This is a genomic window from Egibacteraceae bacterium (genome assembly GCA_035540635.1).
GTDB lineage: Bacteria > Actinomycetota > Nitriliruptoria > Euzebyales > Egibacteraceae > DATLGH01.
Genome location: DATLGH010000105.1, coordinates 1 through 12,096 on the forward strand (window position 1 = coordinate 1; position 12,096 = coordinate 12,096).

Annotated in this window: 12 protein-coding genes; 8 read left to right on the forward strand and 4 right to left on the reverse strand. The window is 76.8% G+C overall.

Annotated elements, in window-relative coordinates:
• The 6 genes from VM324_15725 to VM324_15750 form a co-directional block, all read left to right on the forward strand.
• Nucleotides 1-438, forward strand: a 438-nt coding sequence (locus tag VM324_15725; protein HVM00738.1) for a hypothetical protein, incomplete at its 5' end; no start/stop codon positions are given.
• A 23-nt stretch (nucleotides 439-461) separates the two neighbouring features.
• On the forward strand, nucleotides 462-1,463 hold the full coding sequence (locus VM324_15730) for an AAA family ATPase (GenBank protein ID HVM00739.1): 1,002 nt from the start codon (nucleotides 462-464) through the stop codon (nucleotides 1,461-1,463).
• Nucleotides 1,460-2,317 carry a DUF58 domain-containing protein gene (locus VM324_15735; GenBank protein ID HVM00740.1) on the forward strand — a complete coding sequence of 286 codons (858 nt, stop codon included), beginning with the start codon at nucleotides 1,460-1,462 and terminating at the stop codon, nucleotides 2,315-2,317. The genes VM324_15730 and VM324_15735 overlap by 4 nt, the downstream gene beginning before the upstream one ends.
• A gap of 10 nt (nucleotides 2,318-2,327) precedes the next feature.
• Nucleotides 2,328-4,319 (forward strand): BatA and WFA domain-containing protein, encoded by a 1,992-nt coding sequence (locus VM324_15740; protein ID HVM00741.1) that lies wholly within the window; start codon nucleotides 2,328-2,330, stop codon nucleotides 4,317-4,319.
• Nucleotides 4,316-7,036, forward strand: a complete 2,721-nt coding sequence (locus tag VM324_15745) for a VWA domain-containing protein (GenBank protein HVM00742.1) — start codon at nucleotides 4,316-4,318, stop codon at nucleotides 7,034-7,036. Before VM324_15740 ends, VM324_15745 begins: the two co-directional genes overlap by 4 nt.
• 47 nt (nucleotides 7,037-7,083) lie before the next feature.
• The gene (locus tag VM324_15750; protein ID HVM00743.1) at nucleotides 7,084-7,500 is read left to right on the forward strand and encodes a hypothetical protein; all 417 of its coding nucleotides are present in this window, start codon (nucleotides 7,084-7,086) and stop codon (nucleotides 7,498-7,500) included.
• Nucleotides 7,501-7,605: 105 nt separating this feature from the next.
• On the opposite strand, the gene arfB is transcribed toward VM324_15750, so the two are convergent.
• Nucleotides 7,606-8,058 carry an alternative ribosome rescue aminoacyl-tRNA hydrolase ArfB gene (gene arfB, locus VM324_15755; GenBank protein HVM00744.1) on the reverse strand — a complete coding sequence of 151 codons (453 nt, stop codon included), beginning with the start codon at nucleotides 8,056-8,058 and terminating at the stop codon, nucleotides 7,606-7,608.
• Between the two features lie 49 nt (nucleotides 8,059-8,107).
• On the opposite strand from arfB, the gene VM324_15760 reads away from it, so the two are divergent.
• Nucleotides 8,108-9,418 (forward strand): MATE family efflux transporter, encoded by a 1,311-nt coding sequence (locus tag VM324_15760; GenBank protein ID HVM00745.1) that lies wholly within the window; start codon nucleotides 8,108-8,110, stop codon nucleotides 9,416-9,418.
• A gap of 122 nt (nucleotides 9,419-9,540) precedes the next feature.
• Here VM324_15760 and pfkA read toward each other — a convergent pair whose 3' ends face one another.
• Nucleotides 9,541-10,509, reverse strand: a complete 969-nt coding sequence (pfkA, locus tag VM324_15765) for a 6-phosphofructokinase (protein HVM00746.1) — start codon at nucleotides 10,507-10,509, stop codon at nucleotides 9,541-9,543.
• 33 nt (nucleotides 10,510-10,542) lie between these two features.
• A complete protein-coding gene (locus VM324_15770; protein HVM00747.1) occupies nucleotides 10,543-11,253 on the reverse strand; it encodes an MBL fold metallo-hydrolase in 711 nt (236 codons plus the stop codon).
• Nucleotides 11,254-11,340: 87 nt separating this feature from the next.
• Between VM324_15770 and VM324_15775 the strand changes: the two genes are divergently transcribed.
• Nucleotides 11,341-11,523, forward strand: coding sequence for a hypothetical protein (locus tag VM324_15775; protein HVM00748.1), 183 nt, complete (start codon nucleotides 11,341-11,343; stop codon nucleotides 11,521-11,523).
• 24 nt (nucleotides 11,524-11,547) lie between these two features.
• On the opposite strand, the gene VM324_15780 is transcribed toward VM324_15775, so the two are convergent.
• Nucleotides 11,548-11,778, reverse strand: a complete 231-nt coding sequence (locus VM324_15780) for a hypothetical protein (GenBank protein HVM00749.1) — start codon at nucleotides 11,776-11,778, stop codon at nucleotides 11,548-11,550.
• Between the last annotated feature and the right edge of the window lie 318 nt (nucleotides 11,779-12,096).

The window sequence follows — 12,096 nt, forward strand, 5'->3', positions numbered from 1 at the left end:
GGTCAGGGCAACGGCGGCCAGGGCGGCGGCGGTGGGGGTGGCGGCGCCCCGACCGGTCCTGTCACCGATGGCGGTGCCCGGGAGGGCACGGGCAGGGGCAGCGGGTCGGGGGACGGCGACGGCGACGGCGCGCCACGCGACGACAGCCGCCTCGACGAGGAGTCCGTCTACGACCCTCCGCGGCGTCCCGGCACGAGCGGCGAGGAGCTGCGGCTGCCGGGCCGCCCCGGCGGAGAAGGCGGGGAGATCGACGAGGGACGGGCTCCGGGGCAGGGCGTCGCGTCCACGCCGCGGGTGCCGTACCGGCAGGTGCTGGGCGCCTACCGGGAAGCGGCCATCCGCGCCATCGAGCGCGACGGCTACCCGCACCGGCTGCGGACGACGGTCCGCGACTACTTCGACGCCCTGGGACGGTCGAGCAGCGGAGGGCGGCCATGACCGCGGACGGTGAAGGGACAGGCGTGACCGCAACGACCGCCCAGATGACCCCGGAGGACTTCGCCCGCCTCGCCGAGGAGGTGGAGGCGCAGGTCCGCCAGGTGATCGTCGGTCAGCAGACGCTCGTGCGCGACGTGCTCGCCGGGCTGCTCGCCGGAGGCCACCTGCTCCTCGAGGGCGTGCCCGGGCTCGGCAAGACCGTGCTCGTCCGCGCGCTCGCGCGGTCGCTGTCCCTCGACTTCGCCCGCGTGCAGTGCACGCCCGACCTCATGCCCGCCGACATCGTCGGCACGACCGTCCTCGGTGACGGCGTCGCGCCGTCGTTCCAGCCGGGACCGGTGTTCACCCAGCTGCTGCTCGCCGACGAGGTCAACCGGGCCACCCCGAAGACGCAGTCCGCGCTGCTCGAGGCCATGGCCGAGGGTCGCGTCACGGTCAGCGGCGTCACCCGCGACCTGCCCGCCCCCTTCTGCGTCCTCGCCACCCAGAACCCCATCGAGATGGAGGGCACCTACCCCCTGCCGGAGGCGCAGCTCGACCGCTTTCTCGTGAAGATCATCGTCGAGCTGCCGAGCAGCGAGGACCTCGTCGCGATCCTCGACCGCACGACGGGCACCGCCGACGCCGACCCCCGGCCCGTCGCCGGCGCGCCGCAGCTCCTCGCCGCCGCCCGCCTCGTGCGCGAGGTGCCGATGGCCGAGCACGTCACCCGCCATGCCGTCGACCTGGTGCAGGCCACCCATCGCGCCAAGTCGCCGGCGGAACCCGTCCGCCGCTACGTCCACCACGGCGCTTCGCCCCGGGGGGCGCAGGCGCTCGTGCTGCTCGCGAAGACCGCCGCGCTGCTCGCCGGCCGCCTCCACGCCGGCGTCGCCGACGTCCGGGCCGTGGCGGGCCCGTGCCTGCGCCACCGACTCGTCCTCGGCTACGAGGCCATGGCCGCCGGCGTCGACGCCGACGCGGTCATCGACGCGGTGCTCGAGGCCGTGCCTGCCCCGGCGGCACCGCTGCGGGGCGCGGGATGAGCACCGTGCTCGCCCCCGCCGCCGTCGCGCGCCTGCGGCGGCTGCGGCTCGTGACCCGCCGCCGCGTCGAGGGGCGCTACGCCGGGGCCCACGCCTCCCGGCGTCACGGCACCTCCCTCGACTTCGCCGACTACCGCGCCTACGTACCCGGGGACGACCCCCGCTGGGTGGACGCGCACGCCTACGCCCGCCTCGGGCGGCTGCTCACGAAGCGCTTCGAGGCCGAGTACGAGACGGCGCTGCGCGTCGTCGTCGACACGTCGGCGTCGATGGGCTTCGGCGGCAAGGCCGCCGCGGTGCGGGCCGTCGCCGCGGGACTCGCCGCGGTCGCGCTCGCCGGCGGGGACCGTGTCCGGGTGCTCCTGGCAGGCCCCGAGGTCGACCCGGGCCCGTGGCTGCGCGGCGCGCGCGGGCTCGCCCAGGCCCAGCGGCGGCTCGCGGCCGTCGAGATCGCCGGCGCCGCCGACCTCGCCGCGGCGCTGCGGCGAGCCCGCGCCGAGGGTCCACGGGGCCCGGTGATGCTCGTGAGCGACCTGCTCTTCGAGGGCTGGGAGGACGTCGTCACCGAGCTCGCCAGGGGTGAGGCGACGCTCGTGCACCTGCTCGGGCGGACCGACGTCGAACCGGACGTGCGGGGGGACCTGCGCCTCGTCGACGCCGAGACCGGCGCCGAGGTCGAGGTCGCCGTCGGCGAACGCGCGCTCGCCGACTACGCCGCGGCCCGCGACGCCTGGCTCGACGCGGTGCGCAGCGCGGCGACCCGCCGCGGCGTCGTCTACGCCCGCCACCTCGACGACGAGCCGGTCGAGGACCTCCTCGCGGTGCGACTCACCGGGCTCGGCGTGCTCGCATGAGGCGCATGAGATGCCCGCGGTGAACCTCACCGTCCCGGTCGGGCTGGCCGCGGCTGCGCTCGCCGTGCCGCTCGCGCTCTGGTACGTCCTCCGCTCCCGCCGGCCGCGCCGCGAGGTCGCGGCCACCTACCTGTGGGCGCGGGCCGACCGCTCGGTCGCGGCGGCGGTGCCGTGGCAGCGGTTCCGGCCCGACCGGACGTTCTGGTTCGTGCTCCTCGCGATCCTCGTCGGGGCCCTCGCGCTGGCCCGTCCGAGCGTCCCCGCGGAGGCGCAGCTCGGCGACCACACGATCGTCGTCGTCGACGTGTCGGGGTCGATGCTCGCCGACGAGGGCGGGCGCTCCCGCCTCGACCTCGCCCGTGAACGCGCCCGGCGGCTCGTCGACGCGCTCGGCCCCGGCCAGTCGATGTCCGTGGTGGAGGCCGGCGCGCGGCCGCGGATCCTCGTGTCCGCCGCGTCCGATGGCCGCACCCTCCGCGGGGCGCTCGACGAGCTGCGGGCCACGCCGGCTTCCGGCGACCTCGCCGGAGCGCTGACCCTGGCCGCCTCGCTGCACCGCCCCGGCGAGGTGACGACGACCACCGTGCTCACCGACGGCGTGATCGACGAGCAGGCGCGCGAGGCCGCCCCGGCGGACGTTCGCGTCGAGGCTGTCGGCAGCGACCGGCCGAACCTCGCCGTCACCCGGGTGCAGGCGGTCCCCGCCGGCGGGTCGCGCGCCGACGCGTTCGTCCAGGTCCGCAACTTCGGACGGCTCGCGGCCCGAGCGCGGGTGCAGGTCGCGGTCGGCGGGGAGGTCGCCGTCACCGAGGAGGTGACGCTCGCACCCCGGGGGACGAAAGACCTCGTCTTCACCCTCGCCCACCGCGGCGTGAGCGTGGTGGAGGCCGCGGTCGAGCCGGTCGGCACCGACCCCACCGGGCAGCCGGCGGGCGACGCGCTCGCCGCCGACGACCGGGGCTGGGCGGTCGTGAGCGCGTCGGGCGACGTCACCGCGCTCGTGGCCGGGCCGGGCAACCTGTTCGTCGCGCACGCCCTCCGCGCGGTCGAGGGGGTGGAGGTCCTCACCGCTCCCGGCGTCCCCGGGGACCTGTCCGGTGTCGACCTGCTCGTCGTCGACCGCATCCCCGCCGCTCCGCAACCGCCCGCCCCGACCCTCTACATCGCCCCGAGCGTCCCGCCCGGCGGCGTCACCGTCGGCGGTGTCCTCGAAGAGCCGACCCTGACGTTCCAGGACCCCGCCCACGAGCTGCTCGACGAGGTCGACCTGTCCGGGGTCGCGGTCGCCACCGCACAGCGCACGTCGGCCCCCGAGCTCGCGTCGCTGGCCGGCGGCCCGGCCGGGCCACTGCTGCTCGCCGGCCGGCTCGGCGGCGTCCCCGTGGCCTACCTCCCCTTCGCTCTGGCCGACAGCACCCTGCCGCTCGAGGTCGCCTGGCCGGTGCTCGTGGCCAACGCCGTCGCCTGGTTGACCGACGCCCCGGCCGAGACGCCGCTCGTGGCGGGTGCGGAGGCCCGGCTGCCCGTGCCGCCCGGCGCGCGGGCGCTGCGGGTGCGTGCGCCGAGCGGCCGCGACCACGACGTCGAGCCGCAGCGCCCGCACGTGCGCGTCGACGAGGCGGGCGTCTGGCGGGTGTTCGCCGACCTGCCCGAGGGCACCGTCGAAGGTACGCCGGTCGCGGTGAACGCCCCCGCCGAGGAGAGCGACCTCGCCCGCGAGCGTCCCGCCCCCGCCCGTGAGGCGAGGGAGGCGCGCGAGGCCGGCGAGGACCCGGCGGCGGTCACGGCCCGGCGGGGACGCCGCGTCGTCGGTCGGGGGCTCCTCGCCGTCGTGCTCCTGCTGCTCGTCGTCGAGTGGGCGTCCTCCCACGGGCTGCGACCGCTGCGCGGCCGGCTGCGGCGGGCCGGGATGCGGGGCCCCCGGGCCGGTGGGGTCCCACCCCGGGGGCGCACCGGCCGGCTGGCGGTCGCGCGGCGCCGGGGGCGGGCGGCGACCCCGTGAGCTTCGACGCGCCCCTGTGGCTGCTCGCCCTTCCGCTGACGGGCGGCGTGGTGTGGGTCACGCGGCGGCACGGGGGCAAGCCGGCCTGGGACCCGAGCCGGCAGCATCGGGTGGCGACCGGTGTGCGCGCCCTGGCCGTCGCCCTGCTCGTCCTGGCCCTGGCCGGGCCGCGGTGGGAGGCCGGGGGACGCCGCGTCGACGTCGTCTTCGTCATCGACGCCTCCGACTCTGTCGGGCCGGCCGCCGCCGCCGGCGCGCGGGCGTACGTGGAGGAGGCGATCAGCGCGGCGGGACCCGACGACCGGGCCGCGCTCGCGCTGTTCGGCCGCGACGCACGACTCGAGCACGGGTTGCGCCACGACCCGCCTCCCGTCGACCCGGCCGTCGTCGTCGACGGCTCCGCCACCGACCTCGCCAGGGCCCTGCGCCTCGGGCAGGGCGCGGCCGGCAGCGACAACCGGCGGCGGGTGGTGCTTCTCACCGACGGGCGGCCGACCCAGGGGGACGTGCGCGAGGCGGCCCGCGAGCTCGCCGACGCCGGGGCCGGCCTCGCGATCGTGCGCCTCGACGCCGCACCGGTCGCCGACGTGCTCGTCGAGGAGGTGCGCGCTCCGGCCAGGGTCCGCGAGGGGCAGGAGTACGACGTCACCGTCGTCCTGCGCAACACCGGCGGGAGCCCGGCGCAGGCGGTGCTCACCGTGACCGCCGACGGACGGGAGGTCGACCGGCGGGCCCTGCGGCTGGAGCCGGGCGCGACCGAGGTCGGGGTCCCGCAGCGGGCGGGGGAGGGCGAGCAGCGCGCGGCCATCCGGTACGAGGCGCGGGTGTCCTCGCCGGCGTCCTCCGAGCCCGCCAACGAGGTCGGGCGCGCGGCCGTGCGGGTCGACGGGCCGGCGCGCGTGCTCGTCTACGAGCGCACCGCCGGTCTCGCGTCGCATCTCGTGGGGGGGCTGCGGGCCGGGGGGGTGCGCACCGACGTGGTCACCGCCCTGCCCGCCCTCGACGGCCTGCTCGCCTACGACAGCGTCGTGCTCGCCGACGTGCCGGCGCACGCGCTGGGCGACGACGCCATGTCCGCCCTCGACGCGTTCGTGCGCGACGCCGGCCGCGGGCTCGTCGTCGTCGGGGGACGCGAGTCCTACGGCCTGGGCGAGTACGACGACACGCCGCTCGAGGACCTGCTGCCGGTGTTCGCCAGGGTGACCGACCCCCAGCGCCGGCCCGAGGTCGCGCAGGCGTTCGTCGTCGACACCTCGGGCTCGATGGCGGCCTGCCACTGCAGGCCCGAGGCGGTGGGCGCGGGAGCCGAGCTGACCCAGGGTGGGGTGGTCAAGACCGAGATCGGCAAGGAGGCGGTGGCGCGCGCGATCGAGATGCTCGACGCGCAGGACCAGGTCGGGGTCCTCGCCTTCGACACCTCATCGGAGTGGGTCCTGCCGCTGCAGCACGTGCCCGACCAGGACACTGTCGACGCGGGCCTCGCACGCCTGCATCCGGGCGGCGGCCAGGACATGGGCGCCGCCATCCGGGAGGCCATCGCGGGCCTTCGCGACGTCGACGCGAAGCTCCGCCACATCGTGCTGTTCACCGATGGGTGGACGGAGAACCACGGCCCCCTGCTCGCGGCCGCGGAGGAGGCGCGCGAGGCGGGCATCACCCTGTCGACCGTCGGCACGGGCGAGGGGGCGTTCGACGAGCTGCGGCGGGTCGCCAACATCGGCGGCGGGCGCTTCTACCCCGGCCGGGACCTCCTGTCGATCCCCGACATCCTCGCCCTGGAGGTGCGCATGGTCGCCCGCCCGGTGGTCACCGAAGGCGACTTCCACCCGCGCGTCGCGGGCCTCACGCCGGTCACCGAGGGACTGCACGCGACCCCCCCGCTCGCCGGCTACCTCGCCACCACCGCCAAGCCGGCCGCGGAGCTGCTGCTCACCGCGGGCGAGGAGCGCGACCCGCTGCTCGCGCGCTGGCGGGCGGGTCTCGGCACCACCGTCGCGTGGACGTCGGACGTCGAGCCGCGCTGGTCGGCCGCCTGGATCGACTGGGAGGGGTTCTCGCGGTTCTGGGCCACGACGGTGTCCGAGACGTTCCCCGCCGACGCGGGCACCGACTTCGACCTCACCGCCACGGCCACGGCAGCCGGCCTGCGCCTCGCGGTGGAGCTGCCCGAGGCGCTGCCCGCCGACGTCGACGTGGTGGCGACGGTGACCCGGCCCGACGGCACCCGCGAGCAGGTGGCCCTCGACCGCGCGTCCCTGTCGGCGTTCGAGGCGGAGGTCGACGGCGACCGCGAGGGCGTCTACGCGGTGACCGCGACCCTCCAGCGCGGCGGTGAGGAGCTCGGGCGGACGAGCACGACCGCGATCCGCTCCTACTCCGCGGAGTACGCCGCGGTCGAGCCCGACCAGGCGCTCCTCGCCGAGGTGGTCGAGGTCGCCGGCGGCACGCTCGACCCCCCACCGGCGACGGTGTTCGACCCCGCCGGCCTGCCCGCGGGTGCGGCCGCCCGCGAGCTGTGGCCGTGGCTCGCCCTGCTCGCCCTCGTGCTCGCCCCGGTCGACGTGGGTTTGCGCCGGCTCCGGCTGGAGCGGGCGGACTGGGCGCGGGCGCGGGACTGGCTGCGCCGCCGGGGATGGCGCCGCCCGCCGCGCACGGCCGAGCGCGACGCGGCCACCGACGCGCTGTTCGCGGCCCGCGAGCGCAGCCGCAGGAGCTGACCTTCGGCGACCGGCGTGGGCTCACGTCGTGGATACCCTTCGAGGCCGTGATCCTTCGGCGCAAGACGATGCCCACCCACCTGCAGGAGGCCTGGACGCGGTTCCAGGGCCAGGCCGAGCGGGTCGAGGCGGCGCGCCAGGCCCTGCTCGGCTGCCTGCCGGTCGGCCGTGTCGATCCCGCACCGGTGCCGGTCGGGCTCGACCTGCTGCGCGACGAGCTCGCCGCGGTCGCCGGGGAACTGGACGCGTGGCGGGGGCCCGGCGTCGAGGACGCCTGGCAGGCCTGCCGCAAGGCCGTCGACGAGGCCGTCGGCGCCATCCCCGGCGCGCGCGGCGTGGCGGCCACCACCGGGGAGCTCGAGGCGCTGCTCGACGCGGTCGCGGGTGTTGTCGAGCCGCTCGACGCCTGGCATGAGGCCGAGCGCGCCTGGCTGCGCCAGCGGCAGCGCCCCGCCGGCCGGTAGCGCAGCGCAGTGGTCCCGAAACGCGGACGCTTTGCCCACAGCGCGCTGGCGGCCCAGTGGGCGGCGAAGTGTGCGCGCCGGGTGGTGCACCCCGGCGCGGCGGCGTCAGCCGAGCTCGGGGCTGCGGCGCAGGGTCTTCGTCTCCGACCGGCGGCGCTTGGCTTCGAGGCGGCGTTCGCGCGCCGCTCGGGTCGGCTTCGTCCGCCGGCGGCGCCGGGGCGGCGGACGCAGGGCGTCGCCGAGCAGCGCGGCGAAGCGGGCCTCCACCGCCTCGCGGTTGCGGGCCTGCGAGCGGTGCTCCGAGGCGGCGAGCACGAGCGTGCCGTCCTTGCTCATGCGGTTGCCGAGGGCCGCGCGGACGCGTGCCTTCTGCTCCTCGTCGAGGGCGGCGCTCGCCCCGACGTCGAACCGCAGCTCGACCTTCGTCGCCGACGTGTTCACGTGCTGGCCGCCCGGGCCGCCAGAGCGCGCGAAGCGCACCACGAGCTCCTCGTCGGGGACGGTCACCCCGCCCGGAAGTCGTATCGCCGCCATGGCGGGCAGTGTGCCCCGCCGCACGGGGCTGACGCTTCGCGCATGAGCGGCCAGCGGGGCTACCGTCCCCGACGTGCGTGACCGCCGCTCCACCGACCGCGAGATCGTCGCGCTCGCGCTGCCGGCGATGGCGGCGCTGGCAGCCGACCCGCTGCTCGGACTCGTCGACACCGCGCTCGTGGGCCGGCTCGGCGCGGTGCCGCTGGCAGCCCTCGGCATCAACGTCGCGGTGTTCAACGCGGCGTTCCTCGTCTTCAACTTCCTCACGTACGGCACGACCGCGGAGGTGGCCCGCCTGCGCGGTGCCGGCCGCCCGGACGACGCCGCCCGCTACGCCCTCCAGGCCTTGTGGCTCGCCGTCGGCCTCGGGGTCGTCGTCACCGCCGCGCTGATCCTCGCGGCCGAACCGATCGTCGGCGCCATGGGCGCGGCGGGACCCGTCACCGACCCGGCTCTCGCCTACCTCCGCGTGCGCGCGCTCGCGGCGGCGCCCGTGCTCGTCGTGGCGGTCGGCCACGGCGCGTTCCGCGGGCTGAAGGACACGCGCACCCCCCTGGGGGTGGCCGTCGGGGCGAACGCCGTCAACGCCGCGGCGAGCTACCTGCTGATCTACCCCGGTGGCCTCGGCGTCGTCGGTGCGGCCTACGGCACCCTGCTCGCGCAGACCGGCGCGGCGGTGGCGTTCCTCGTCCTCGCCCGGCGGCGGGGCCGCTTCCCGTTGCCCGGCCTGCGCGTGGACCTCGTAGCCATGCGCGCCATCGGGCGGATCTCGCGCGACCTTTTCCTGCGCACCGGCTCGCTGCTCACCGCGCTGCTCGTGTCGACGGCGGCGGCCACCCGCATGGGTGTGGAGGTCGTCGCCGCCCATCAGATCGCCCGGGAGCTGTGGACCATGCTCGCGCTCGTGCTCGACGGGTTCGCCGTCGCCGCGCAGGCGATGGTCGGCACTGCCCTCGGCGCCGGCCGCCACGAGCGGGCACGGGCCGACGCACGGCGGCTCGTGGGATGGGGGCTCGCCACCGGCACGGTGGCCGGTGCCGGCTATCTCGCTCTCGCCGTGCCGCTGCCGCGCCTGTTCACGGGCGACCCCGCCATCCTCGCCGAGGTCGCCGCCGTCTGGCTCGTCGTCGCGGCGCTCCAGCCGGTGGGCGGCGTCGTGTTCGTCCTCGACGGGGTCTTCATGGGCGCCGGCGACTTCCGCTTCCTCCTGTGGTCCACGGCCGCGGCGGCGCTCGGCGCCCTCGTTCCCGTTTGCCTCGCCGCGCTGACCTTCGGCTGGGGCCTCCCGGGCATCTGGGCCGGCATGGCCGCGCTCATGGTCGTGCGTCTGGCGGCCACGTCGGCGCGGCTGGCGGGCGGCAGGTGGGCGACCTCGCGGGGATAGCCCCGCCTGGGCTGGCGACCACACCGGCGCGCCGACCCCTTCGCCGAGCCCCCGGGTCGAGGTCACCGGCCAACCCGGCGCCGGTTCCCCCGCCTCCGGGGACGTCCCGGCCGGCCTCGACTTCAGCGGGCGAGGCGGTCCATGAGGGTGAGCAGGTGCTCGGGGGTGCGGTCCACGCGCGTCCAGGTCTGTTCGAGCGGCGAGCGGATGAGCTCGCCTCGCCGCTCGCCGACCATCACCCGGTCCGCGCCCTCGCAGAGCGCGGTGACGGCGGCGTCGCCGAGCACACCGGCGAGCACCCGGTCGCGCATGGTCGGCGACCCCCCGCGCTGCACGTGGCCGAGGGCGGTGACCCGGTAGTCGACGTCGAGGCCCTCGGAAACCCGCTCGGCCAGGGCGTAGGCGCCGCCGGCGTCGTCGCCCTCGGCGACGATGACGAGGCAGAAGCGCTTGCCGAGCGCGAACGATGCCCGGACGCGCTCGCGAACCCGCGCCGCGTCGGTGGGACGCTCGGGGACGAGGATCTCCGTGCCGCCGCCCGCCAGACCTGCGTAGAGCGCGAGCCAGCCACTGCGGCGTCCCATGACCTCCACGAAGAACAGCCGCCCGTGGCTGGCCGCGGTGTCGCGGATCCGGTCGATGAGCTCGAGGGCGGTGTTGACCGCGGTGTCGAACCCGAGCGTGAAGTCCGTCCCCGACAGGTCGTTGTCGATCGTGCCGGGGATTCCGACCACGCGGACGTGGCCCTCGCGACTGAGCGCGTCCGCGCCCCGGAAGGAGCCGTCGCCGCCGATCACCACGAGGCCCTCGATGTCGGCGAGGTGGAGGTGCTTGGCCGCCTGCCTGCGGCCCTCGCTGGTGCGGAAGGCTGGCGAGCGGGCCGTCCCGAGCATCGTGCCGCCCTGGTGGAGGATGCCCGACACCGCCCGGGCGTCGAGCGGGTGCAGGCGCCCCTCGATGAGGCCGGCATAGCCGTCCTGTACGCCGTAGGTTCCCACCCCCGCGGCGTCCGCGCTGCGGACGACCGCCCGCACCGCGGCGTTCATCCCGGGCGCGTCCCCACCGCTCGTCAGCACGGCGATCCGTCGCATGCCGCGCAGGCTACCGATCAGGCGCGGCGCTGTTCACGACACGAGGGCGGCGACCCGCTCCGGCGCGCGGCGCGTCACCGGCGGCCCGTGGGCCATGGCGAGGGTGTCGTAGGCCAGCCCGGCCAGGCGGCGAAGCGTGGCGGGCACCTCCGGCATCGCCGAGCACAGGAACCTCGGGCCGCGTGACAGGAACCAGACGTTGAACACCGCGTCGCCGGCGAGCAGCACCCCGGCCTGCGGCAGCCAGAACGCGCAGTGCCCCGGCGTGTGGCCAGGCGCGGCAACGACCTCGAGGCCGCCCGCCCCGGGCAGGCACTCCCCGGGACGCAGCACCCGTGCGCCGTGGACCGGTTCGGGTGCGCGGAGGAGGCGCGCGGCAAGCCGTCCCGTAACGGTGGCGTGCGGCTTCACCGGGCGCGGTTCGACCGCCCCGGTGAGCACGGCGTGGTCGGCCTCACCGATCCACACGGTCGGGGCGGCGCTGGATCGCGCGAACCGGGCGGCGGCACCCGCGTGGTCAGCGTGCCAGTGGGTGAGCAGCACGTCGCGCACGGCCCGTGGGTCGAAACCGGCGAGGCGGATGCTGCGCACGAGCCGGGGGCCGGCGCTGCGCCGCCCCGTGTCGACCACCGTCAGGCCCTCGCCCTCACCGTGCCCGTCGTTCGCGACGACGAACGCGTTCACGTAGGCGGCGACCTCCACCCGCCAGACCCCGTCGGCGAGCTGCTCGGTGTGGTTGTCCATGCCTCCGGCGACCTTCCTCGCAGCGCCGCAGCGCCGCAGCGGCGACAGGGCACACGCTTGGCTCCTCTGGGCACCGAGCATGGCGGCATGGCACGGACCCTGCTGCTCGCCGGCGTCCTGCTCGTGCTCTATGTGGTCGCGGTCCTCGCGGGAGACCGCGTCGCCTCCACCCGGCCGATGGTGACGCACTCGCGCGCCTACGGGCTCGTGAGCGGTGCGGTGGGAGGCGTCCTCATCGTCGTGGCGCTCGGCCTCTTCGCCACCCGCTGACACCCGCGTCGCGCGAACGAGGCGTCACACCGGGTCCGCAGCTGCCCCGAGCAGGGCCAGGGCCTCGTCGGCGTCGTCGGCGGCGACGAAGACCCGGATCCCCGCGACGAAGTCGAGGGAGGGATGCGCGGGGTCGGAAACGGCGGTCACCGCCGTGATCCCGTGCGCGGCCAGGGTCATCTGCACGAACTCCGCCTCGGCGGCCGTTGCGGCCACCGCGACGGTGACGCGGGGTTGTTCTTCGCGCTGCTCCATAGGAATCCCTCCGCACGCCGCCGACGGCCAAATACTAGGCTGTTGTGAACGATCATGGGTGGGGCGGGTCGACGCTCCGGCCGCCCTCTCCGCTCGGTGGCCATGGTCGCGGAACCGCCACGGCGGCCACACACACCCGCTCCAGGGCATCCTGGCGGCCCCGCCGGGTTGGCCTGCGGCGGCGGCCCCGCCTCCGCGGCGCGCCCGCCCTGCGCCGGAGGCCGGGCCAGGCCGCCCCGCCCCCGGCGCGGCCGGCATCACGGATGCGCTCAGGGTGGCCGAGCCGGTGAGGGTGGACGCGGGCAGGTTGGCGTCCCC